Source organism: Micromonospora sediminicola (assembly GCF_900089585.1).
Lineage (GTDB): Bacteria > Actinomycetota > Actinomycetes > Mycobacteriales > Micromonosporaceae > Micromonospora > Micromonospora sediminicola.
The window spans coordinates 1,616,502-1,639,396 of record NZ_FLRH01000003.1; the positions used below are offsets into that span (position 1 = coordinate 1,616,502).

Sequence of the window (22,895 nt, forward strand, 5' to 3'; positions counted from 1 at the left end):
CCGATGGAGATCGTCGAAGGGATCGGAATCGGCGTCGCGGTCGTCGTCGTCGCGCTTCTGGTTCTCTTCGTCCGGCGGGCTCTGTTCACCCGTAGCGGGGGCATCATCCGGCTGAGCGTCCGGGTCACCACGGTGCTCGACGGTCGTGGATGGTCCCCCGGCTTCGGTCGCTTCGTCGGCGACGAACTCCGCTGGTACCGCATGTTCAGCTTCGCGCTCCGCCCGAAGCGGGTGCTCTCCCGCAAGGGGCTCGCGGTGGAGCGGCGCCGGTTGCCCGAAGGGCAGGAGCGCTTCTCCATGCCGTCCGACTGGGTGATCCTCCGCTGTACCAGTCACCACGCTCCGGTCGAGATCGCCATGGCGCGCTCCACGGTCACCGGATTCCTCTCCTGGCTCGAGGCCGCCCCTCCGGGGGCGGTCTCGCCGCGTCTGGCCTCCCAGGACTGGCCCGCCGCCTGACCCCGGCCACCGTCCGAGCGGTCCGAGCGACTCCACCGCGGCGAGGTGGCGGCATCACCACCGACCGGACACGACCGCCTCCCCGTCGTGGCGCTCCGCCTCCGCACGCGGGCGCCGCTTCCGTCCCGGCAGGCACGGCTTCCGTCCCGGTCTCGGTACCGAGCGAGTCATCGCGAGATCTTGGAAGCTGAGCGCCCTCCTGAGGGCCCTTACCTTCCAAGATCTCGCCCTGTCGCCATGCGCCCGCGTCTCACCCCGCCCCCGCCCCTCCCTCCTCGACCGACTGGTTGATCAAGGAGTGTGCGTAGTGCCTCCGGGCGATCGTCGACACAAACTCCTTGATCGACGTGCCGTGGGGGTGGTGGGTGGAACGTGGCGGGGGTCGGGAGGCACCCGTGGTGATCCACTCGCGGGGTTGGCTTGCGCCGGGGGGAACGGTGTGGGTGTCTGCGGGGGCGGGACACCCCATGGCGTTCCACCCAACCCGTGGGGCTGCCGGCGTTGGACGGAACGCCGTGGGCGTCTCCACGGCCGGGACACACACCCACAGCGCTCCACCGATGGGGCTGGCATGCGCTGGGTGGAACGTCATGGGTGTCTCGGCGGCCGGGATGCACCCATGGGGTTCCACTGACGGGGTTGGCGGCCGCTGGGTGGATCGTCATGGGTGTCTCGGCGGCCGGGATGCACCCATGGGGTTCCACTGGCCGGGTTGGCGGCCGCTGGGTGGATCGTCATGGGTGTCTCCGCGGCCGGGATGCCCCCATGGTGTTCCACCGGCCGGGTTGGCGGCCGCTGGGTGGAACGTCACGGGTGTCTGCGGGTGTCTGCGGGTGTCTGCGGGTGTCCGGATGCACCCGTGGGCTTTCACCCGGGCGCGTGGGATGCGGTGGGGTGTCCGGTTCGGTGGTGGTGGGCGGCACCCCGGGCGCGGAATCGGCGGCGGGTCGGCGGCGTTGTAGACGGGTGAACGACCGAGCAGGCAGCGAGCCACCGAGCCGCCGCCCCGCCCACGGGAATGATGGTGGGCGGGCGGTCGTTACACATCATCCCGGCGCCGCGTGCAGGCCCCCCGCCCCGCGAGCCAGCCGGACACCCCCGGCCCCGTGAGCTGGCCCCCCGGCTCCACGAGCGTGCCGGATCCCCCTTCAAGGCTTTTCGCGCGCCTGACGGTGCCCGCACCCCCCCGGGTGTGTTGACCCCCGAATGGAGCCCCCTCATGAACACGATCCTGCGCAAGAGCATTCTCGGTATCGCTGGTCTGGCCTTCACCGGTGGCGTGTTCGCCGGTCCGGTCGCCGCCCACGCCGACACCCCCGCCCACGCCGCCGCCAAGCCCGTCGCGGTCGCGTCCGTGCAGGGCGAGCAGTCGCGCATCACCCTGAACGACGAGCAGACCGCCAACGCCAAGGCGATCATCGCCGTCACGAAGAAGGCCGGCCTGCCGGAGCGGGCCGCGGTCATCTCGATCGCCACCGCCCTGCAGGAGTCGAAGCTGGAGAACCTCGGCCACCTCGGCGACAAGAATGACCACGACTCGCTGGGCCTGTTCCAGCAGCGCCCCTCCTCCGGTTGGGGCACGCCGGAGCAGATCACCGACCCCGAGTACTCCACCCTGGCCTTCCTCAAGGGCCTGAAGCAGGTCGACGGCTGGGACAAGATGCCCCTGACCGACGCCGCCCAGACCGTCCAGGTCTCCGCCTACCCGGACGCCTACGCGCAGTGGGAGAAGCAGGCCACCGACATCGTGGCCGAGCACTGGACCAAGTAAGACGTGAAGGCCGGCACCCCCAACCCGGGGTGCCGGCCTTTCGCACGTCAGCGCGCCACGGGTCGGCGGCAGTGGTAGACCAGGGCCGGTGGCAGGTTCGACCAGACCGTCCGGCCGACGGTCACCTCCTCGAAGGCCCCGGTCAGCAGCCGCCGGAAGCGACGGGCCGGCCGGGTCGCGAGCGCGTGCCGGTAGGCGAACGTGGTGAACGCGCCGCTCGGCCGGAGCGTCCGCAGTACCGCGTCGAGGACGGCGAGTTGACGCCCCGCGCCGAACGCCGCCCACGGTAGGCCGCTCACCACCACGTCGGCGGCGGGCAGGTGCCGGTCGGCCAGCACCCGGTCGAGGGTGGCGGCGTCCGCGCGGATGACCCGTACGGCCGGGTGACGTCGGGAGAGCGCGGCGGCGAAGCTGGGGTTCAGCTCGACCGCCAGGTGCTGGCCGCGTCCGGCCAGCCGCTGCTGGATGGTGCGGGTGAAGGCGCCGGTGCCGGGGCCGAGTTCGACCACCAGCGGCTGTCCGGTGCGGGGGACGGCGGCGGTGATGTCCCGGGCCAGCGCCGATCCGCTGGGCAGCACCGCGCCGGTGGCGAGCGGGTGCCGGGCGAACTGGCCGAGGAAGGCGGGGGCGTCGCTGATCACGGTCACCGACGCTAGGCGGGCGTACGCGGTCCGGGTCTCGTGCGGTGGGCCGGCACACCGGCCAGTCGGAGGAGGGGCACCGGCCGGTGGAAGGGCCGACCTGCCCTTCCCGCTCCGTATCGTGGCCGCATGAGGGGCGGGCGGTGGACCGGGTGGCCCGAGCTGCTGCTCGGGCTCGGCACGGCCGCCCTGGGTCTGATCAGCACCCGGATCGTGATACCCGGCATCCCGCGCGAGGCGTGGGCCGGCGTCTTCGCGGTGCTCGCCGGGCTCATCCTGATCGGGGTACGCCGCTGGCCGTGGCCGGTGCTGCTCGCCACGTCGGCGCTGCTGCTCGTCGCCGACACGGTGACGGTGACCGGTGCGGACACCGCCCAGTTCGCCGCCTCGGTGGCGTTGGGCTACGTCGCGTACCGCTCGGGATGGCCGGGCACCGCCGTCGCGTACGGGCTCTTCGTGGCGGTGACGCTGGTCAACGTGATCGACCCGGGGAACGCGGAGGTGCTCCGTGGTGGTGTCGGCGTGCTCCGGGTGCTGATGCTGGCCGGGTTCGCCGCCGCGCCGGTGGCGTTCGGCCGCTATCTGCGTGGGGTACGGCAGGCGGCGGAGGCGGCCGAGGAGCGGGCCCGGGAGGCCGAGGAGCGGCGGGCGACCGAGGCGCGGATGGTCCGGCTGACCGAGCGGACGGCCATCGCCCGCGACCTGCACGACATCGTCGCCCACCACGTCGCGGCGATCGCGCTGCGGGCCGGGTCGGCGCGGTACGCCGTGCAGCACACCGGCCGGCCGGAGGAGGCGGTGACGGCGCTCGGCGAGTTGCGCGACACCGCCGGGCAGGTGCTGGACGAGTTGCGGGAACTGCTGGAGGTGCTCCGCGACCCGGACGCGGTGGAACCGGCGGAGTCGCAGGTCGAGCCGGTCCAGGTGATCCGCGACGCGGCCCGGCGGGTACGCGAGGCCGGCCTGGCGGTGCAGGTGCGGATGCCGGAGGTGCTGCACCGGGTGCCGTTGGTGGTCGGGACGACCGCGGCCCGGGTCGTGCAGGAGGCGTTGACCAACAGCCTGAAGCACGCCGGGCCGGGCGCGGTCGTCTCGGTCGACGTCCGGGTGACCGATGGGGCGCTCCTCCTGGAGGTGCTGGACAGCGGCCCGGCGCGCCCGCGTACCCGGCTGCCCGTGTCGGGCCACGGCCTGCGCGGCATGCGCGAGCGGGTCGGCCTGCTCGGTGGGACGCTCGTCGCGGGCGGCACCGACGGCGGCGGCTGGCGGCTACGGGTCCGACTGCCGATCAGGGAGAACGAATGATCAGAGTGCTGGTGGTCGACGACCAGGCCCTCGTCCGCGCCGGCGTGGGCCTGGTGCTGCGCACGGCCGGCGGCTTCGAGGTGGTCGGCGAGGCGGGGGACGGGCACGAGGCGGTCCGGCTCGCCGAGCGGCTGCGGCCGGACGTCATCCTGATGGACCTGCGGATGCCCCGGCTCGACGGCATCGAGGCGACGCGACGGATCCTGCGGCAGCAGCCGGCGGCCCGGGTGCTGGTGCTGACCACGTTCGCCGACGACGCGAACGTCTACGGTGCGCTCGGCGCCGGGGCGCAGGGCTACCTGGTGAAGGACGGCGCCCCCGAGGATCTGGTCGACGCGGTGCGGCGGGCGGCATCCGGTGAGCCGCTGCTCGCCGCGCCGGTGTTGGCCCGGGTGCTGCGCCGGGCGCTCGCCGCGCACGACCGCGACCGCGCCCCGGACCCGGCCGCCGCCGGGCTCGGCCTGCTCACCACCCGGGAGCGGGAGGTGCTGGCGCTGGTCGGCGCGGGGCTGTCCAACGCCGAGATCGGGGCGCGGCTGCACCTGGGGGTGACCACGGTGAAGACCCACGTCTCGGCCGCGATGGAGAAGCTGGAGCTGCGCAACCGGGTCCAGGCCGCGGTGGTGGCGCACCGGCTCGGCCTGGTCGACGACGGCTTCAACCCGGTGCCGGATCCGGGTGGACCCTAGGGCGACGACCGGCCACCCGGAGGACCCGGCCCGGCCGTGGGCAGGACGTCGTCGCCCGTCCCGGGCGCGACGCTGGGAGGCATGACCTTCCTGGATTCCCTGGTGGACCGGCTCGACGCGCTGCCGCCGGGCCTCCTGCTGCTGGTCGCGGCGGCGGTGCTCGCCGGCGAGGTGGGGCTGCTGGCCGGTGTGGTGCTGCCGGCCGCGACCACCATGCTGAGGGTCGGGTTGCTGGCCCGCGCCGGTCGCGTCGACCTGGGCGTCGCGCTGGCGGTGACCACCGCCGCCGCGTTCGCCGGGGACCAGCTCGGCTATCTGGAGGGGCGGCTGCTCGGCCCGAGGCTGCGGCGCGGACCGCTGGGCCGTCGGGTGGGGGAGGAGCGGTGGCGGCGCGCCGAGGCGCTGGTCGCCGCCAAGGGTGGGAGCGCCGTGCTGCTCGGCCGTTGGACCGCGTTCGTCCGGACGCTGGTGCCCCGGGTGGCGGGGGCCGCCGGCCTGCCGTACCGCCGGTTCGTGCTCGCCGACGGCCTGGCGGTGGTCGTCTGGGTGCCCGGCACGGTGCTCGTCGGTTGGACGGCCGGCGGCCTGCCGGCCGGTGTGCCGGCCGCCGCCGGGGTGGCGGTGGTCGCGGCGGTCGCGCTCGCGCTGGGGCTCCGGCACCTGCGGGTACGCCGGCGGCGCGCCGTCCGTCGTGCCTGCTCCGGGCCGGTCCGTGGCCGGCGCGGCGCCACCCGCCTCCGGTCGGGCTCGCGGCGGCCGGGGGCCGGTCGCACCGCGCCCGTCCGCCGGGGCGCGATCGACCGGTGCTGAGGCCGGGCGGGGGCGCGGGTCCGTGTCGCCCGCGCCCGCCCCCGGATCAGCTCGTCTCGCCGACCAACTCGACCTCGTAGCCCTGACCGTCGGTCAGGTAGGCGGCATAGTTCTCCGGACCGCCCGCGTGCGGGTGCCGGTCCGGGAAGAGCAGCGTCCAGCCGTGCTCGGGCGCGCCGGCGACCAGGCGGTCGACGGCCGCCGGCGGGCCGGCGTGGAAGGCCAGGTGGTTGAGGCCCGGCGCGAGCCGGTCGTGGGTCCGGCCGGTGAGCGCCGGGGACTCCTCCAGCACCAGGTAGGTGGGCCCGTGCCGCCAGGAGCGGCCGACCGGCCAGTTCTGGTACGGGGTCCAGCCCAGCTCGTCGAGAAGCCAGCCCCACGAACGACTGGCCGCCTCCAGGTCGGGTACCCAGACCTCCACGTGGTGCAGGCCGCCGACGGTCAGCGCTTCCCGCCCGGCACCCATAGCACGTCTCCGTCCGGATTCGCCGTTCTTGACAGGATAAAGAGCAGATCGGAGAGCCGGTTGAGATACTTTGCCGGGAGGGGGCTGGTCCGATCGGGGTCGTGTGCGACCAGCGCCCATGCCGCACGCTCGGCGCGCCGGGCGGTCGTCCGTGCCACGTGCAGCAGTGCCGCGCCCGCGGTGCCGCCGGGGAGGATGAAGGAGTCGAGCTTGCTCAGGCGCGCGTTGTACTCGTCGCACCAGCCTTCGAGGCGCTCGACGTACTCCTCGGTGACCCGCAGCGGCGGGTACTTCGGGTCCGGCTCCACCGGCGTGGCCAGGTCCGCGCCGACGTCGAACATGTCGTTCTGCACGGACTCCAGCACGGCCCGCAGCTCGTCCGGGAGCTGCCCCAGGGCGAGCGCGACGCCGATCGAGGCGTTGCACTCGTCCACGTCGGCGTACGCGGCGATCCGCGGATCGGTCTTCGGCACCTGCTCGTTGTTGCTCAGCCTGGTCATGCCGGCGTCGCCGGCCTTGGTGTAGATGCGCGTGAGGTGGACGGCCATGACGCACAGCCTACGGATACCGGACCTGACGATCCCGGTGCGCCCGGACCGGTCGACCGCGGTGGGGCCGGGTGACGCCGGCGACCCGGCGATCAGCGACGTCGACGTCATCCGGGTACGGGGGGACGCCCGGCTGGCCGGCACCGTGCACGTGGTGGGCGCGAAGAACTCGGCGTTGAAGCTGATGGCCGCCGCGCTGCTCGCGCCCGGCCGCAGCGTGATCACCAACGTGCCCCGGATCACCGACATCGCGATCATGGGCGAGGTGCTGCGCCGGCTCGGCTGCGGCGTACGCTTCGGCCCGGACGACCCGGTCGACCCGATGGTGGCCCGCGGCGGTGTGGAACGGTCCCGCTCGGTCGTCATCGACGTGCCGGAGCGACCCGGCGCGGAGGCCGACTACGACCTGGTCCGCCGGCTGCGCGCGTCGATCTGCGTGCTCGGCCCGCTGCTCGCCCGCCGGGGCTACGTCCGGGTGGCCCACCCCGGCGGCGACGCCATCGGCTCGCGCGGCCTGGACATGCACATCGCCGGCCTGGCCCGGATGGGCGCGGAGATCTCCGGCGAGCACGGCTTCGTCATCGCCGAGGCCCCGGACGGCCTGCACGGCGCGGACATCGTGCTGGACTTCCCGAGCGTGGGCGCCACCGAGAACCTGGTGATGGCGGCGGTGCTGGCCCGGGGCGGCACGACGATCGACAACGCGGCCCGGGAGCCGGAGATCGTCGACATCTGCACCATGCTCAACCGGATGGGCGCGCGGATCTCCGGCGCCGGCAGCTCGACGCTGCACATCGTCGGCGTACCCGAGCTGCGTCCGGTCCGGCACGCCACGGTGGGGGACCGGATCGTCGCCGGCACCTGGGCGTTCGCGGCCGCGATGACCCGGGGGGACGTCACCGTGACCGGCGTCGACCCGGCCTACCTGGAGGTCGCGCTGGACAAGCTGGTCACGGCCGGCGGCCTGGTGGAGACCCGGGGCGACGGCTTCCGGGTACGGATGGACGACCGCCCCAGGGCGGTCGACGTGGTCACGCTGCCGTACCCGGGCTTCGCCACCGACCTGCTGCCGATGGCGATCGGCCTGGCCGCGGTCAGCGACGGCGGCTCGCTGATCACCGAGAACATCTTCGACGGCCGGTTCATGTTCGCCAACGAGATGATGCGGCTCGGCGCGGAGATCCGGACCGACGGGCACCACGCCCTGGTCTGCGGCCGGGAGCGGCTCTCCGGCGCCCCGGTACGCGCCACCGACATCCGGGCCGGCGCCGGCCTGATCATCGCCGGGCTGTGCGCCGACGGGACGACCGAGGTCTCGCACGTGCACCACGTGGACCGGGGCTACCCGGACTTCGTGGCGGATCTGCGGGCGCTCGGCGTCGAGGTGGAGCGCGGCACCGCGCCGGAGGAACCCGACCTGGCCATCTGACGGCCCTTATCCCTCGTTAAGTAGGGTTCTGGAGGACATTCCAGAACACGGCGAGGGAGAAGCAGATGGCGGGTCGACTCGCGGTCGTCGGTGCCGGGCTGATGGGCTCGGGCATCGCCCAGGTGGCGGCGCAGGCGGGCTGGCAGGTGACGCTGCGCGACGTGGACGACGCGGCCACGAAGCGGGGCGTCGACGGCATCCGGAAGTCGCTGACGAAGTTCGCCGAGAAGGGCAGGATCGAGGCGTCCGACGTCGAGGCGACGCTGGGTCGGATCACCCCGACCACCGAGCTGGAGGCGGCGGCCGACGCGGACATCGTGGTCGAGGCGGTCTTCGAGAAGATCGAGATCAAGCACGAGGTGTTCCGCGCGCTGGACAAGATCTGCAAGGCGGACGCGGTGCTGGCCACCAACACCTCGGCCATCCCGGTCACCCAGATCGCCACCGCCACCGAGCGCCCGGAGTCGGTGGTGGGCACCCACTTCTTCTCGCCGGTGCCGATGATGAAGCTCTGTGAGCTGGTCCGGGGCTACAAGACCAGCGACGCGACCATGGACACCGCCCGGTCGTTCGCCGAGGAGATCGGCAAGACCGTGGTGGTGGTCAACCGGGACATCGCCGGCTTCGTCACCACCCGCCTGATCTGCGCGCTGGCGATGGAGGCGGTCAAGCTGGTCGAGTCCGGCGTGATCTCCGCCGAGGACCTGGACACCGCCTGCAAGCTGGGCTTCGGGCACGCGATGGGCCCGCTGGCCACCGTCGACCTGACCGGTGTGGACGTGCTCCTGAACGCCACCCGCAACATCTACACGGACACCGCGGACGAGAAGTTCTTCCCGCCGGAGCTGCTCCAGCGCATGGCCACCGCCGGCGACCTGGGCCGCAAGACCGGCCAGGGCTTCTACTCGTACTGACCGGCTGGTCCCGCCCCCGGCCCGTGCGGCCGGGGGCGGTTCACGTCCGCGGCCGGTTCACGTCCGCGGCCGGTTCACGTCCGCGGCCGGTTCACGGCCGGGGCGGGCTGAGCGCGGCGCCGATCAGCGCGAACGCGTCCGGGAGGACGGTGCCCCAGTAGCCGAAGTTGTGCCGCCCGTCGGCCCAGGCGGCGCGTACCGGCTTCTCGGGCAGCGCCCGGGCCAGCGCGCGGACGTCGGGGAGGAAGTTGTCCTGCCGGCCGCACCAGAGCCCGACCGGGGTGCCGCGCAGCTTGTCGACGCCGGTGAAGACCGCGTCGCCGGGGCGCACCGCCGGGGAGAAGGCCGCCGCCATCCTCAGCCAGCCCGGGTACGTCTCGGCCAGCAGCAGCGCCCCGAAGCCTCCCATCGACCAGCCCCAGACGGCCGTCCGGCTGATGTCGAAGCCGCGCCGGGCGCACCAGGCCGGCACCTCCTCGCGCACCATCCGTCGCGGGTCGTCGTCGCCGGCGGGACGCCAGGAGAGCCGGCCGCCGGTCGCTCCGGCGAGCGCGAACGGCGGGGCGCCGCGCCGCACCGCGTCGGTGAGGAAGCGGGCCAGCCCGAACCGGCCGTAGTCGCGCGGGGTGGCCGAGGCGCCGTGCAGGACCAGGCAGACGGGCAGGCCGCGGCCGTCGCCGTACCCCTCGGGCACGGCGGTCCAGAAGTCCACCTCGCGCCCGCGGGCGCCGGAGGCGATCCGGATCAGCCGCTCGTCCCCGGCCGGGGCGTCCGGCACTGTGGGTTCCGGTCCGGGCCGGGGAGTGGAGAGCTGCCGGGCGGCCAGGCCGCCGACCAGGCCGGCGCCGGCGATCCCTCCGGCGGCGGTCAGCAGTGTCCGCCGGCTCAGCGTGCGTGCCATGCCGGGCAGTGTGCCACCTCGGGCGAGGCGAGTGCGGTCGTGTGCGTGGTTAAGAAGGGGCCCCTCCTCTACCGCAGGCGTTAAGAAGGGGCCCTTCCTTACACCTCAGCCGTCGCGGCGGGTGGTCCACCGGAAGGTGCTCAGGCAGAGCACCAGGCCGATCACGCACCAGGCTGCCAGCACCAGCGCCACCTTGCCCAGCTCGAACGACCCGCCCGGCTCCTGGCCGCCGAAGCTGTCCGGCAGGAAGACCGAGCGCAGGCCCTGGCACATCCACTTGAGCGGGAAGATCGCGGCGACCTGCTGCATCCAGGTGGGCAGGCTGGTGAAGACGAAGAACACGCCGGAGATGAACTGGAGGACCAGCGCGACCGGGGTGACCACCGCGGAGCCGCTGCGGGCGGTGCGGGCCAGCGACGAGATGGCGATGCCGCAGAGCGTGCAGGCGGTGACGCCGAGGACGGCGACCCAGCCGAACGTGAGCCACTTGGCGGCGGTCTGCGGCAGGTCCAGGTCGAACAGCGCGACCGAGACGGCGAGCAGGAGCGCGGTCTCGGCGATGCCGATGACCACCACCATGATCACCTTGCCGGCGAACCAGACCCACTTCGGCATCGGCGTGCCCCGGTAGCGCTTGAGCACGCCCCGGTCCCGCTCGATCGGGATCCAGATGCCGAGGTTCTGGAAGCTCACCGTCATCAGCCCGGTCGCGATCATGCCGGTGATGAAGTACTGCGTGTAGCTGACGCCCGGGGCGATCTCGTCGCTGAAGATCGCCGCGAAGATCAGGATCATGATGATCGGGAAGCCCATCGTGAACACGACGGACTCCCGGCTGCGCAGGAACTGGGTGATCTCCAGCCGGCCCTGGCGCAGCGCCAGCGTGCCCGCGCCGAGCCGCCGGGCCGGTGCCGCGGCGAGCGGGGCCGCCGGCTTCGTCGTGGTGGTCATGAGTGTCCGATCATCCGCAGGTAGACGTCTTCCAGGGTCGGCCGGGTCACGGTCAGGCCGGGCACCTCGCCGCCGAAGCGCGCGGCCAGCTCGGCCACCAGCGCCGTCGGCGTCGCGGTCTCCGCCGAGCCCGGCGTTCCCTCCGGCGTACGCCAGGAGACGGTCGCCAGCGACTCCTGCCGGTTGCCCAGCGCGTTCGGCGGCGCGACCTCGATCACCCGCCCGGCGGCGATCACGCCGACCCGGTCGGCGAGGGCCTCGGCCTCGTCCAGGTAGTGGGTGGTGAGCACGATGGTGGTGCCGGCGGCCGAGAGGTCCCGGATCAGCTCCCAGAACTCGCGCCGGGCCTCCGGGTCGAAACCGGTGGTCGGCTCGTCGAGGAAGAGCAGCTCGGGCCGGCCGATGATGCCCAGCGCCACGTCGAGGCGGCGCTTCTGCCCGCCGGAGAGCGTGTGCGTACGCGCCCTGGCCTTGGCGCCCAGCCCCACCCGCTCGACCACCTTGTCCGGGTCGTCGGCGTCCGGGTAGAAGCCGGAGAAGTGCCGGACCACCTCGCCGACGGTCAGCTCGTCGAACTCGCCGGTGCCCTGGAGCACGATGCCCACCCGGGAGCGCCAACCGGCGTCGGGCCTGGCCGGGTCGACGCCGAGCACCCGCACCTCGCCGGCGTCGCGGTGCCGGTAGCCCTCCAGGATCTCCACCGTGGTGGTCTTGCCCGCGCCGTTCGGGCCGAGCAGGGCGAACACCTCGCCCCGGTGGACGTCCAGGTCCACCCCCGCCACCGCGACGTTGTCGCCGTACGTCTTGCGCAGTCCCCGTACGGAGATCGCGAGCTCGTCTTCCATGACGTCCAGTGTGCGACTGCCGCGTGCCCGGCCGCGGGCCGGGGTGTGGTGGTGTCGCCCATCTGTCGCCGTCCGTGCCCGTCGGTCCGCTCCATGGACCTGTGTGGTTTTCCACAGCCCGTTTTACTGAACGGTAACTTAAACTCCGGCCATGGATGACGCGACGCCGGGACGCCTGCCGGAGCGGGACCGCCCGTGGGTGATGCGCACGTACGCCGGGCACTCCTCCGCCGCGGCCACCAACGCGCTCTTCCGCCGCAACCTGGCGAAGGGGCAGACCGGGCTCTCGGTCGCGTTCGACCTGCCGACCCAGACCGGATACGACCCCGACCACGAGCTGGCCGCCGGCGAGGTGGGCCGGGTCGGCGTGCCGGTCGCGCACCTCGGCGACATGCGGGCGCTCTTCGAGGGCATCCCGATCGCCGAGATGAACACCTCGATGACGATCAACGCGCCGGCCATGTGGCTGCTCGGCCTCTACGGCACGGTCGCCGCCGAGCAGGGCGCGGAGCTGAGCCGCTGCGCCGGCACCACGCAGAACGACATCATCAAGGAGTACCTGTCCCGGGGGACGTACATCTTCCCGCCGGCCGCCTCGCTGCGGCTGACCGCCGACGTCATCGCGTACACGCTGCGGGAGATGCCGCGGTGGAACCCGGTCAACATCTGCTCGTACCACCTCCAGGAGGCCGGCGCGACGCCGGTGCAGGAGGTCGGCTTCGCGCTCGCCACCGCCGTCGCCGTGCTGGACACCGTGCGCGACTCCGGCCAGGTGCCGGCCGAGCGGATGGGCGACGTGGTCCAGCGGATCTCGTTCTTCGTCAACGCCGGGGTGCGTTTCGTCGAGGAGATCGCCAAGATGCGCGCGTTCGGCGCGCTCTGGGACGAGATCACCCGCGACCGCTACGGCGTGGAGAACCCGAAGCAGCGCCGGTTCCGCTACGGCGTGCAGGTCAACTCGCTGGGCCTGACCGAGGCGCAGCCGGAGAACAACATCCAGCGGATCGTGCTGGAGATGCTCGGCGTCACCTTCTCCCGGGACGCCCGGGCCCGGGCGGTGCAGCTGCCCGCCTGGAACGAGGCGCTCGGCCTGCCCCGCCCCTGGGACCAGCAGTGGTCGCTGCGCATGCAGCAGGTGCTGGCGTACGAGTCGGACCTGCTGGAGTATCCGGACCTGTTCGAGGGCTCGCACGTGATGACCGCGCTGGTCGACGACATCGTGACCGGCGCGCGGGTCGAGTTGGAGAAGGTGCTGGAGATGGGCGGCGTGGTGACCGCCGTGGAGTCCGGCTACCTCAAGAGCGCGCTGGTCGCCTCGCTGGCCGACCGGCGTCGGCGGATGGAGTCCGGCGCCGACGTGGTGGTCGGCGTCAACCGGTTCACCGAGACCGAGCCGTCCCCGCTGACCGCGGCCGGCGCCGAGGCGGTCGAGCAGGTCGACCCGGCGGTCGAGGCGGCCGCCGCGGACGGCGTACGCCAGTGGCGGGCCGGCCGGGACGCGGCGGCCGTGGACGCCGCGCTGGACCGGCTGCGGGCGGACGCCGCGACCACCACGAACCTGATGGACGCGACGCTGGCGTGCGTGCGGGCCGGGGTGACCACCGGCGAGTGGGCGGGCGCGCTGCGCCGGGTCTTCGGCGAGTACCGGGCGCCGACCGGGCTCTCCGGCGCGGCCGGGGCCGGTGGCGACGCCGGGCTCGCGTCGGTCCGTGAGCGGGTCGCCGCCACGGCCCGGGAGCTGGGCAGCGGCCGGCTGCGGCTGCTGGTCGGCAAGCCGGGGCTGGACGGGCACTCCAACGGCGCCGAGCAGATCGCGGTACGCGCCCGCGACGCCGGCTTCGAGGTGGTCTACCAGGGCATCCGGCTGACCGCCGGGCAGATCGTGGCCGCCGCCGTGGAGGAGGACGTCGACCTGGTCGGTCTCTCCGTGCTCTCCGGCTCGCACCTGGCGGCCGTGCCGGCCGTGCTGGACGGGCTGCGCGCGGCCGGGCGGGGCGACCTGCCGGTGGTGGTGGGCGGCATCATCCCGGCCGGTGACGCCGACGCGCTGCGGGCCGCCGGCGTGGCCCGCGTGTTCACGCCGAAGGACTTCGCGCTCACCGGCATCATCGACCAGCTGGTCACCGTCATCCGCGAGGCCAACGGGTTGAGCTGACGCGGGAGGCGCAAAAGCCTAAAATCGGGGCAAGACACCCACGGAAGGGCGGGAATGATGACCGCGTCGATGGAGATGCCCCGGGTCCAGGAGTGCGCCGTCCGGTCCTGCGCCTACAACCACACGAATGACTGCCACGCGTTCGCCATCACGATCGGCAGCAGCGACCACGCCCACTGCCACACCTTCGTGGAGCTGCCGGTGCGCGGCGGCATCGACCAGTTGGTCGCCCAGGTCGGCGCCTGCTCACGCTCCGACTGCCAGCACAACTCCGACCTGGAGTGCCACGCCCCGGCCATCACGGTGGGCCCGGACATGGACATGGCCGACTGCATGACCTACCGGAGTCGCTGACCGGCCCAGCCGGCTAGACGCGGAAGCCGGCCGCGCGCGCGGCGGCGCGTTCCCGGCGTCGGTGCCGCCGGCGGCGGACCAGCCAGACCGCGAACACCACCAGGCCGACCGCGAACACCAGCACCAGCACCGGCAGCAGGATCGCCACCACCGACATGACCACGCTCGTCGCGTCCTCGGCGGTGCTGGCCACCGGCGCGCCGAAGCCGGCCGTGGTCGCGTTGACCACCGGCCGGGCGGCGGCCTTGAGCAGGTGCACCCCGAGCGCGATCAGCACGCCGACCACCACCGGCACCCACTGGTGGGTGGAGAAGAACGTGTCCGGGTCGCTGACCGTGACCGTCTCCGAGCCGGAACCGGCGCCGAAGGCCAGGCCGCCCGCGGTCGGCCGGACCACCGTCTGCACCATGTCGTTGACGTGGTCGACCACCGGCACCTTGTCGGCCACCACCTCGACCGCGAGCAGCACGGCGAGGATCGCCAGCACCCAGCCGTTGCCGAGCCACTGCCAACCGCTGGGCAGCTCGATCAGGTCGGTGTAGCGGGCCAGCAGGCCCATCAGCATCAGCGGGATGTACGCGTTCAGACCCGCCGAGGCGGCGAGTCCGGAACCGGTGAGGACTTCGAGCACGATCTCAATATGGCACCGGTGCGCCAGTGGCGCTCGTCGGCGGCGGCCGGGGGCTCCGCTACCCTCGTCGGGTGCGGTTGGTCATTGCGAAGTGCTCGGTGGACTATGTCGGACGGCTCTCGGCCCACCTGCCGCCGGCCACCCGGTTGCTCATGGTGAAGGCGGACGGCTCGGTGTCGATCCACGCGGACGACCGGGCGTACAAGCCGTTGAACTGGATGAGCCCGCCGTGTCGCCTGGAGGAGGCGCCCGGCGTGTGGCGGGTGGTCAACAAGGCCGGCGAGGAGCTGCGGATCACCCTGGAGGAGATCTTCCAGGACACCTCGTACGAGCTGGGGGTCGACCCGGGCCTGCGCAAGGACGGCGTCGAGGCGCACCTGCAGGAACTGCTCGCCGCCAACCCGGAGACGCTGGGGGAGGGCTTCACCCTGGTCCGCCGGGAGTACATGACCGCGATCGGCCCGGTCGACCTGCTCTGCCGGGACGCGAACGCCCGCGCGGTGGCGGTCGAGGTGAAGCGGCGCGGCGAGATCGACGGGGTGGAACAGCTCACCCGCTACCTGGAGCTGATGAACCGCGACCCGCTGCTCGCGCCGGTGACCGGCGTGTTCGCCGCGCAGGAGATCAAGCCGCAGGCCCGGGTGCTCGCCACCGACCGGGGCATCCGGTGCGTGGTGGTCGACTACGACAAGCTGCGCGGCATCGAGCGCGACGAGCTGACGCTGTTCTGAGGCTCAGCGCCCCCGGCCGTACATCAGCTTGGCGACCTTGACCAGGCGGGCGACGTCGGCCGGGGTGCGCTCGAACGTCATGGCCGGCAGCAGCGAGCGGGCCCGGCGGCGGGTGACCGCCTTGGGGCGGCCGAACTCGCGCAGCCCGTCCTCGCCGTGGATCCGGCCGAAGCCGGACTCGCCGGTGCCGCCGAACGGCAGCGTGGACATGCCGGCGAAGGTCAGCGCCGAGTTGACCGAGGCCATCCCGGAGCGCAGCCGCCGCGCCACGGCCACCGCCCGCGCCCGGCCGAAGACCGAACCACCGAGGCCGTACGGGAGGGCGTTCGCGCGCTCCACGGCCTCGTCGACGTCGCGGACCCGGTTGACGGTGAGCGTCGGGCCGAACGTCTCCTCGCGGACGGCCGCCGAGTCCTCCGGCACGTCGACCAGCACGGTCGGGTGCACGTACGGCGGCTGGACCGCCTCCGGGCCACCGAGCACCGCACGACCACCCCGGGCGACCGCGTCGTCGATGTGGCGGCGGATGACGTCGATCTGGGACGGCATGGTGATCGGGCCGAGGTCGGTGCCGTCCGCGCCCACGGTGAGCCGGCCGGCCCTCGTCACCACCTTGTCGACGAACGCGTCGAAGACCTGGTCGACCGCGTAGACCCGTTCGATGCCGATGCAGGTCTGGCCGGCGTTGGTGAGCCCGCCCCAGACGGCGGCCTCGGCCGCGGCGTCCAGGTCGGCGTCGGCGTCCACGATCATCGCGTCCTTGCCGCCGGCCTCCAGCAGCACCGGGGTGAGCGTCTCGGCACAGGCGGCCATCACCTTCTTCGCGGTGGCGGTCGAGCCGGTGAAGGCCAGCTTCGCCACCCCGGAGCGGCACAGCGCCGCGCCGACGTCGCCGAGCCCGTGCACCGCCTGGAACACCGGCTGCTCCGGCACCACCTCGGCGAAGCGGTCGACCAGCCACTGGCCCACGGCCGGGGTGTACTCGCTGGGCTTGAACACCACCGCGTTGCCGGCGGCCAGCGCGTACGCGGCGGAGCCGATCGGGGTGAAGACCGGATAGTTCCACGGGCCGATCACGCCGACCACGCCGTAGGGCTGGTATTCCAGGTGACCGGTGAACTCGGCCAGGATCAGCCGGGAGCGGACCCGCCGGGGGCCGAGCACCCGGCGGGCGTTGCGGGCCGCCCAGTCGATGTGCTCCAACGCGGTGAGGATCTCCACCACGGCGTCGCCGACCGGCTTGCCGCCCTCGGTGTGCATCAGCTCGGCCAGCTCCTCGATCCGCCGGGCGAGCACGCCGCGCCAGCGCTGGAGCCGGTCCCGCCGGCCGGCGAAGCCGAGCCCGGCCCACCAGTCGGCCGCCGGGCGGGCCCGGTCGACGGCGGCGCGCACGTCCGCCTCGGTCGCCACCGGGAGTCGCCCGGCCTCCGCGCCGGTCGCCGGGCTCGTCGACACCAGTCGACCGGCCTCGATGAGCGGGGTTCCGGGGACATGCACAGCGGTCATGGCCGCAGTCTAGACCCGAACATTACTCACCGGTAGGTGTCACGGACCCCGTACGCTGCCCGGACCGGCCCGCGTCGCATCGACGCCGGTGCCACCCGATCGCGCCGCGGCCGACTGCCCGAACGGCGAACGGGAGATGGCCGGCCGGGGTCACGGGGGTGACCGCGCGGTGGTGGGAGCCACTACGGTGAGGTGGCAGGCTGACGCCGCGGGGCGATGTGGGGTGGAGGTCGACGGTCCATGGAGGATCATCCGGAGCTGATGCCGCTGCTGACGGTGTCCGGTGGGGCGATGCGCGGGCTCAGTTTCCGGGTCGGACGGGGTGTCCAGGTGATCGGTCGGGCGCCGAGCGCCGACATCGTGCTCGCCGACCCCCACCTGAGCCGGCGGCACGCCACCGTCCAGGCCACCACCGACGGGGTGCTGCTCACCGACCTCGGCTCGACCAACGGCACCTGGCTCAACGACCGGCGGATCAGCGGAAGCGTGCCGCTCGCCGACGGCGACGTGGTCCGCCTCGGCCGCACCGACCTGCGCCTCTACGACCCGGGCGTGGCCCGCACCGACCCGGTCGGGATGAGCTTCGGCGCGCCGCGGCGCGACCAGCGCCCGACCCTGCCGCTGCCGGTCCCGGCACCGCGCCAGCCGATCGAGTCGCGCGAGGCGCTGCCGATCGACGCCCGCTGACCGCCCGCGCCGCCCCCGGCGGCGACAGGCCCGGGCCGACCGGTGTGGAGGTCGGCCACATGGCTGGGGGCAGGCTGATGTGCCAGCATGCGCTGATGCGGAGCGCACGGCACACGGTCCAGGCCAACGGCATCACCCAGGCGGTCCGGGTGGCCGGCCCGCCGGACGGCGTGCCGGTGCTGCTGGTGCACGGCAACGTCTCCTCCTCCGCGTTCTGGGAGCCACTGCTGCCCCGGCTGCCGGAGACGCTCCGGGTGGTCGCCCCCGACCTGCGCGGCTACGGCGAGACCGACACCGCGCCGGTCGACGCCACCCGGGGCCTCGGCGACTTCGCCGACGACGTGGCCGCCCTGCTGGACGCGCCCGGGCTGTTCGCGCCCGGGGCCCGGCCGGTGGTGGTCGGGCACTCGCTCGGCGGCGGCGTGGCGATGCGGCTGCTGGTCGACCACCCGGAACGGGTGGCCGGGCTGCTGCTGGAGGCGCCGGTCTCCCCGTACGGCTTCGGCGGCACCCGGGACCTCGACGGCACCCCCACCACGCCCGACTTCGCCGGCACCGGCGCGGGCGGCGCGAACCCCGACTTCGTGGCCCGGCTCGCCGCCGGCGACCGGGGCGCGGACGGCCCGACCAGCCCGCGCAACGTGCTGCGCGCCGCGTACGTGGCCGACCCGGCGTCGCTCGGCGACGACGAGGACCTGCTGCTGGAGAGCATGCTCACCACCGCCACCGGGGACGACAACTACCCGGGCACCGCGGTCGCCTCGGCCCACTGGCCGGGGACCGCCGCCGGGCGGCGCGGCGTGCTCAACACGCTGGCCCCGGCCCACTTCCGGCTCGCCGACGAGCTGGTCGCCGTGCCGGTCAAGCCGCCGGTGACCTGGGTACGCGGCGACGCCGACGTGATCGTCTCGGACACTTCGCTGTTCGACTTGGCCTACCTTGGTCAGCTCGGCATGGTGCCCGGCTGGCCCGGCGCCGAGCAGTGCCCGCCGCAGCCGATGCTCGGGCAGACCCGGGCGGTGCTGGAGCGGTACGCGGCGGCCGGCGGGACGTACCGGGAGGTGGCGTTGCCCGGCTGCGGGCACAGCCCGCACCTGGAGCGGCCGGCGGAGTTCGTGTCCGAGCTGCTGGCGCTCGCCGGGGTGGCCGCGCCCGCCTGAGGCGCGGTGCGTGAAATATCCCACGGCGTCTCGACAACGCAGCGTCACGTGGCAGACTCCGGCGCATAACCTTAGCGGCCGTTCATGTCGGCAACGGCGGAGTCAACCAAGGGGAGGCCGGTCGTGGCGCGCGAGTTCACCAGGGTGGGTGTGGTGGGTCTGGGCACCATGGGTGCCGGCATCGTCGAGGTGTTCGCCCGCAACGGCCTCGACGTGACCGCCGTGGAGATCTCCGACGCCGCGCTGGAGCGGGGTCGGGTGACGCTGACCGGCTCCACCGACCGGGCCGTCGCCAAGGGCAAGCTGGCCGAGGCCGACCGGGACGCCCTGATGGCGCGGGTCGACTTCCGGGTCGGGCTGGACGCGCTGCACGACGTGGACCTGGTGATCGAGGCGGTGCCCGAGCACCTGGACCTCAAGCAGCGGATCTTCGCCGAGCTGGACCGGGTGTGCAAGCCGGAGGCCATCCTGGCCACCAACACGTCGTCGCTGAGCGTCACCGAGATCTCCGTCGCCACGACCCGGCCCAACCAGGTCATCGGCATCCACTTCTTCAACCCGGCCCCGGTGATGAAGCTGGTCGAGGTGGTTCGCACGGTGGTCACCTCGGCCGACGTGGTGGCCGACGTGGAGGCGCTCTGTGAGCGGCTCGGCAAGGTCGACGTGACGATCAGCGACCGGGCCGGCTTCATCGCCAACGCGCTGCTGTTCGGCTACCTGAACCACGCGGTCGGCATGTTCGAGGCCCGCTACGCCACCCGCGAGGACATCGACGCCGCGATGAAGCTCGGCTGCGGTCTGCCGATGGGCCCGCTGGCGCTGATGGACCTGATCGGCCTGGACACCGCGTACGAGATCCTCGACACGATGTACCGGCGCGGCGGCCGGGACCGTCGGCACGCCCCGGCCCCGCTGCTCAAGCAGATGGTCACCGCCGGGCTGCTCGGTCGGAAGTCCGGCCGCGGCTTCTACACCTACGAGCGGCCGGGCTCGCCGAGGGTGGTAGCCGACGAGCACACGCCGCCGGCCGGCGACGCCGCGCTCGCCGACGGCGCCCGGGTGGTCGCCAAGGTCGGCGTGGTCGGCTCCGGGACCATGGCCACCGGCATCATCGAGGTCTTCGCGAAGGCGGGCTACGAGGTCATCTCGGTGACCCGGGGCGCGGAGAAGTCGGCCAAGGTCTGCGAGGCGGTCAAGACCTCGCTCAACAAGGGCGTGGTGCGGGGCAAGCTCAGCGAGACCGACCGGGACGCCGCGCTGGGCCGGATCACCTGGTCCGCCACGCTGGAGCACCTCGCCGACGTCGACCTGGTGGTCGAGGCCGTGGTCGAGGAGCTGAGCGTCAAGAAGGCGCTGTTCGCCAGCCTCGACGAGATCTGCAAGCCGGGCGTCGTGCTCGCCACGACCACCTCGTCGCTGCCGGTGATCGACGTGGCGATGGCCACCCAGCGGCCGGCCGACGTGGTCGGCCTGCACTTCTTCAACCCGGCGCCGATCATGCCGCTGGTGGAGATCGTGCAGACCATCCGCACCTCCACCGAGACGTCGGCCACCGCGCGCGCGGTCTGCGCGAAGTTGGGCAAGACCGGCGTGGTCTGCGGCGACCGCTCCGGCTTCATCGTCAACGCGTTGCTCTTCCCGTACCTGAACGACGCGGTGAAGATGCTGGAGGCCAGCTACTCCACCGCGGACGACATCGATTACGCGATGAAGCTGGGCTGCGGCTACCCGATGGGCCCGTTCGAGCTGCTCGACGTGGTCGGCCTGGACGTCTCGCTGGCCATCCAGCGGGAGCTGTACCTGGAGCTGCGTGAGCCCGGATTCGCCCCGGCGCCGCTGCTGGAGCACCTGGTCACCGCCGGCTACCTGGGCCGCAAGAGCGGCCGGGGCTTCCGCGACCACACCCGGCGCTGAGCCGGTCAACAACTCGCGCCGGTGACGGCGTCATGAGGGTGTGACCTTCGAGGAGTACGTCGGCAGTCGCGGCCCGGCCCTGTTGCGCCTGGCCCGGCTGCTGACCGGCGACGCGCACCGCGCCGAGGACCTGACCCAGGACGTGCTGGCCCGCGCGTACGTGCACTGGCGGCGGATCGCCCGCGCCGACCGGCCCGACGTGTACGTGCGCCGGATGCTGGTCAACGCCCACAACTCCTGGTGGCGCCGGCGGGTCAACCGGGAACTGGCGGTGGACACCTTCGCCGAGCGGCCCGAGCGGGGCGACCTCGACGGCGAGGCGGCCGACCGGGACGCGATGTGGCGACTGATCCGCGCCCTGCCCGACCGCCAGCGCGCCGTGCTGGTGCTCCGCTACTACGAGGACCTGGACGACGCGACGATCGCCCAGATCCTCGACTGCTCGCCGGTCACCGTCCGCACCCACGCGATGCGGGCGCTCGCCCACCTCCGGGAGCGCTGCGGCGTCCCGACGACCAAGGGGAGCCGGCAGTGACCGACCTCGACCAGCGGATCACCTCGGCGCTGCGGGAGCGCGCCGACGGGGAGATCGACACCGGCCGCCTGCTGCGGGACGCCCGCACGCTCGGCCGACGCCGGCAGGTGCGCCGCCGGCTCGCCACCGGGACCGCGCTCGCCCTGGTCGGCGTGCTCGGCCTCGCCGGCGCGGTACGGACGGACGTCGGCGGGCTGCCCGGCCGGATGCCCTGGGCCGCCACGACTCCGACGGCGGTCGCGCCGGTCCCGCCGAGGGCCGACGCGGCGCCGGGGGCCGCCCGGCACCCCGACCTGGTCGGCGGCGACCCACGTGTGCTGCACCTGGGGCTGGACACCCGCCGGGCCCGCTACCTGGGATGGGCGGTCTACACCGCGAACCGGACCGAGTCGATCCGGTACCGCGTCGGCGACGGGCGACCGGTGCTGGTCGAGGTGAGCCCGGACCGCCGGGCGGTGAACGAACTTCTGCTCAACGGCCTCCCCGGCGCCGAGGGCGCGATCCCGGTGACCTTCGACGGCAGGGTCCGCGACTTCCGTGTCGGGGGCGGCGGCGTGGTCCGGGCCTGGCAGCCGGTCCCCGGCCTGTACGCCCGGGCGAGCATGCTCGGCGGCGACCGGAGCGCCCTGACCGAGGCGGTGGGCGCCATCCGCTGGAACGAGGCACGCCGGTGCGACGCGCCGCTGCGGCTGGGCGCCGTGCCGCCGGACGCCCAGGTGGCCACCTGCGCGGTCGACGTCGACGCCTTCCCGGGTGGCCTCACCGTCGAGCTGACCATCGTCCGGTCGCCGACGGCGACGATGAGTGTGCAACTGGTGCACGGGGCGCAGATCGCCCAGGACGTCACCAGCGGCAACCGGACGGTGGACGGGCGCCCCGCCCGCCTCTCCACGGACGGGCACCAGCTCGAACTGCTCGGCATACCGAAGGCGCACCTGACCGCCACGTTCGGCTGGCTGTGGCCGAACGAGCCGCCCGCGGGACAGGTCGACTTCACCGAGGCCGAGGCCACGAGCGTGCTCGCCGGGACCCGGGTGGCGCCGGACCTGACCGATCCGGAGACCTGGGACTGAGCCCCGCCGGCCGGGCCGCCCGACCCGGGCCGGTCCGGCCGGCGGCCCGTACGCTTGGTGACCGTGAGCCCCCGTCGCAACCGCCCCCGTCGGGACGAGACCACCGGCCTGGACGCCGAGCGCGCGCGCCACGGTGTGCCGACCGTGCAGCAGTGGCGCGACGGCGACTGGCAGGTGCGCGCGATCAGCGGTGGGGCGTCGGTCAAGACGTACCACTGTCCCGGCTGTGACCAGGAGATCCGCCCGGGCGTGGCGCACCTGGTGGCCTGGCCGGCCGACGACCGGGGTGACCTCACCGACCGCCGGCACTGGCACAGCGGCTGCTGGCGGGCCCGGGACCGGCGCGGTCCCAACCTCCAGCGTGGCCGCGGCGCCCCCCGCTACGGCTGAGCGATCTGGATCACCAGGTTCCCGCCCCGG

At 73.6% G+C, this 22,895-nt stretch carries 24 protein-coding genes; 16 read left to right on the top strand and 8 right to left on the bottom strand.

Annotation, left to right across the window (positions count from 1 at the left end; all coding sequences use genetic code 11):
- Positions 1-3 precede the first annotated feature (3 nt).
- On the top strand, positions 4-459 hold the full coding sequence (locus tag GA0070622_RS08205) for a DUF2550 domain-containing protein (RefSeq protein ID WP_091571258.1): 456 nt from the start codon (positions 4-6) through the stop codon (positions 457-459).
- Positions 460-1,678: 1,219 nt separating this feature from the next.
- The gene (locus GA0070622_RS08210) at positions 1,679-2,230 is read left to right on the top strand and encodes a hypothetical protein (protein ID WP_091571263.1); all 552 of its coding nucleotides are present in this window, start codon (positions 1,679-1,681) and stop codon (positions 2,228-2,230) included.
- Between the two features lie 47 nt (positions 2,231-2,277).
- On the opposite strand, the gene GA0070622_RS08215 is transcribed toward GA0070622_RS08210, so the two are convergent.
- Positions 2,278-2,871, bottom strand: coding sequence for a class I SAM-dependent methyltransferase (locus GA0070622_RS08215; protein ID WP_245666148.1), 594 nt, complete (start codon positions 2,869-2,871; stop codon positions 2,278-2,280).
- Between the two features lie 129 nt (positions 2,872-3,000).
- Between GA0070622_RS08215 and GA0070622_RS08220 the strand changes: the two genes are divergently transcribed.
- The 3 genes from GA0070622_RS08220 to GA0070622_RS08230 all read left to right on the top strand — a co-directional run bounded on the left by GA0070622_RS08220 (position 3,001) and on the right by GA0070622_RS08230 (position 5,675).
- Positions 3,001-4,176, top strand: a complete 1,176-nt coding sequence (locus tag GA0070622_RS08220) for a sensor histidine kinase (RefSeq protein ID WP_091571268.1) — start codon at positions 3,001-3,003, stop codon at positions 4,174-4,176.
- On the top strand, positions 4,173-4,865 hold the full coding sequence (locus tag GA0070622_RS08225) for a response regulator (protein WP_091571273.1): 693 nt from the start codon (positions 4,173-4,175) through the stop codon (positions 4,863-4,865). Before GA0070622_RS08220 ends, GA0070622_RS08225 begins: the two co-directional genes overlap by 4 nt.
- 81 nt (positions 4,866-4,946) lie before the next feature.
- A complete protein-coding gene (locus tag GA0070622_RS08230; RefSeq protein ID WP_091571277.1) occupies positions 4,947-5,675 on the top strand; it encodes a DedA family protein in 729 nt (242 codons plus the stop codon).
- A gap of 46 nt (positions 5,676-5,721) precedes the next feature.
- On the opposite strand, the gene GA0070622_RS08235 is transcribed toward GA0070622_RS08230, so the two are convergent.
- Together GA0070622_RS08235 and GA0070622_RS08240 are read right to left on the bottom strand one after the other, a co-directional pair.
- Entirely contained in the window at positions 5,722-6,141 is a 420-nt protein-coding gene (locus GA0070622_RS08235) for a VOC family protein (protein WP_091571281.1), read from the bottom strand.
- Positions 6,117-6,689, bottom strand: a complete 573-nt coding sequence (locus GA0070622_RS08240) for a cob(I)yrinic acid a,c-diamide adenosyltransferase (protein WP_047893386.1) — start codon at positions 6,687-6,689, stop codon at positions 6,117-6,119. Before GA0070622_RS08240 ends, GA0070622_RS08235 begins: the two co-directional genes overlap by 25 nt.
- On the opposite strand from GA0070622_RS08240, the gene murA reads away from it, so the two are divergent.
- Positions 6,688-8,118 carry a UDP-N-acetylglucosamine 1-carboxyvinyltransferase gene (gene murA / locus GA0070622_RS08245; RefSeq protein ID WP_091571286.1) on the top strand — a complete coding sequence of 477 codons (1,431 nt, stop codon included), beginning with the start codon at positions 6,688-6,690 and terminating at the stop codon, positions 8,116-8,118. The genes GA0070622_RS08240 and murA overlap by 2 nt on opposite strands.
- 65 nt (positions 8,119-8,183) lie before the next feature.
- Positions 8,184-9,032, top strand: coding sequence for a 3-hydroxyacyl-CoA dehydrogenase family protein (locus tag GA0070622_RS08250; protein ID WP_091571292.1), 849 nt, complete (start codon positions 8,184-8,186; stop codon positions 9,030-9,032).
- A 91-nt stretch (positions 9,033-9,123) separates the two neighbouring features.
- On the opposite strand, the gene GA0070622_RS08255 is transcribed toward GA0070622_RS08250, so the two are convergent.
- The 3 genes from GA0070622_RS08255 to GA0070622_RS08265 form a co-directional block, all read right to left on the bottom strand.
- Positions 9,124-9,933 carry an alpha/beta hydrolase gene (locus tag GA0070622_RS08255; protein ID WP_091571296.1) on the bottom strand — a complete coding sequence of 270 codons (810 nt, stop codon included), beginning with the start codon at positions 9,931-9,933 and terminating at the stop codon, positions 9,124-9,126.
- A 105-nt stretch (positions 9,934-10,038) separates the two neighbouring features.
- Entirely contained in the window at positions 10,039-10,884 is an 846-nt protein-coding gene (locus tag GA0070622_RS08260) for an ABC transporter permease (RefSeq protein WP_091571300.1), read from the bottom strand.
- Entirely contained in the window at positions 10,881-11,729 is an 849-nt protein-coding gene (locus GA0070622_RS08265; RefSeq protein ID WP_091571304.1) for an ABC transporter ATP-binding protein, read from the bottom strand. Before GA0070622_RS08265 ends, GA0070622_RS08260 begins: the two co-directional genes overlap by 4 nt.
- Positions 11,730-11,880: 151 nt before the next feature.
- On the opposite strand from GA0070622_RS08265, the gene GA0070622_RS08270 reads away from it, so the two are divergent.
- Both GA0070622_RS08270 and GA0070622_RS08275 read left to right on the top strand, forming a co-directional pair.
- A complete protein-coding gene (locus tag GA0070622_RS08270) occupies positions 11,881-13,884 on the top strand; it encodes a protein meaA (RefSeq protein ID WP_091571306.1) in 2,004 nt (667 codons plus the stop codon).
- Between the two features lie 57 nt (positions 13,885-13,941).
- On the top strand, positions 13,942-14,238 hold the full coding sequence (locus tag GA0070622_RS08275) for a DUF1540 domain-containing protein (protein WP_091577020.1): 297 nt from the start codon (positions 13,942-13,944) through the stop codon (positions 14,236-14,238).
- Positions 14,239-14,251: 13 nt separating this feature from the next.
- On the opposite strand, the gene GA0070622_RS08280 is transcribed toward GA0070622_RS08275, so the two are convergent.
- A complete protein-coding gene (locus tag GA0070622_RS08280) occupies positions 14,252-14,869 on the bottom strand; it encodes a DUF4126 domain-containing protein (protein WP_091571311.1) in 618 nt (205 codons plus the stop codon).
- Positions 14,870-14,940: 71 nt separating this feature from the next.
- On the opposite strand from GA0070622_RS08280, the gene nucS reads away from it, so the two are divergent.
- Positions 14,941-15,600 (top strand): endonuclease NucS, encoded by a 660-nt coding sequence (gene nucS / locus GA0070622_RS08285; RefSeq protein ID WP_091577023.1) that lies wholly within the window; start codon positions 14,941-14,943, stop codon positions 15,598-15,600.
- A 3-nt stretch (positions 15,601-15,603) separates the two neighbouring features.
- Here nucS and GA0070622_RS08290 read toward each other — a convergent pair whose 3' ends face one another.
- Positions 15,604-17,106 carry an aldehyde dehydrogenase family protein gene (locus GA0070622_RS08290; protein ID WP_091571316.1) on the bottom strand — a complete coding sequence of 501 codons (1,503 nt, stop codon included), beginning with the start codon at positions 17,104-17,106 and terminating at the stop codon, positions 15,604-15,606.
- 240 nt (positions 17,107-17,346) lie between these two features.
- On the opposite strand from GA0070622_RS08290, the gene GA0070622_RS08295 reads away from it, so the two are divergent.
- The 6 genes from GA0070622_RS08295 to GA0070622_RS08320 all read left to right on the top strand — a co-directional run bounded on the left by GA0070622_RS08295 (position 17,347) and on the right by GA0070622_RS08320 (position 22,865).
- Positions 17,347-17,793 carry an FHA domain-containing protein gene (locus tag GA0070622_RS08295; protein ID WP_091571320.1) on the top strand — a complete coding sequence of 149 codons (447 nt, stop codon included), beginning with the start codon at positions 17,347-17,349 and terminating at the stop codon, positions 17,791-17,793.
- A 95-nt stretch (positions 17,794-17,888) separates the two neighbouring features.
- Positions 17,889-18,953, top strand: a complete 1,065-nt coding sequence (locus GA0070622_RS08300; RefSeq protein ID WP_091571325.1) for an alpha/beta fold hydrolase — start codon at positions 17,889-17,891, stop codon at positions 18,951-18,953.
- A 123-nt stretch (positions 18,954-19,076) separates the two neighbouring features.
- On the top strand, positions 19,077-20,867 hold the full coding sequence (locus GA0070622_RS08305; RefSeq protein ID WP_091571329.1) for a 3-hydroxyacyl-CoA dehydrogenase family protein: 1,791 nt from the start codon (positions 19,077-19,079) through the stop codon (positions 20,865-20,867).
- Positions 20,868-20,907: 40 nt separating this feature from the next.
- A complete protein-coding gene (locus tag GA0070622_RS08310; protein ID WP_091571332.1) occupies positions 20,908-21,402 on the top strand; it encodes a SigE family RNA polymerase sigma factor in 495 nt (164 codons plus the stop codon).
- On the top strand, positions 21,399-22,475 hold the full coding sequence (locus tag GA0070622_RS08315) for a hypothetical protein (RefSeq protein WP_091571335.1): 1,077 nt from the start codon (positions 21,399-21,401) through the stop codon (positions 22,473-22,475). The genes GA0070622_RS08310 and GA0070622_RS08315 overlap by 4 nt, the downstream gene beginning before the upstream one ends.
- A 57-nt stretch (positions 22,476-22,532) precedes the next feature.
- Positions 22,533-22,865 (top strand): hypothetical protein, encoded by a 333-nt coding sequence (locus tag GA0070622_RS08320; protein WP_091571339.1) that lies wholly within the window; start codon positions 22,533-22,535, stop codon positions 22,863-22,865.
- Positions 22,866-22,895: the final 30 nt, after the last annotated feature.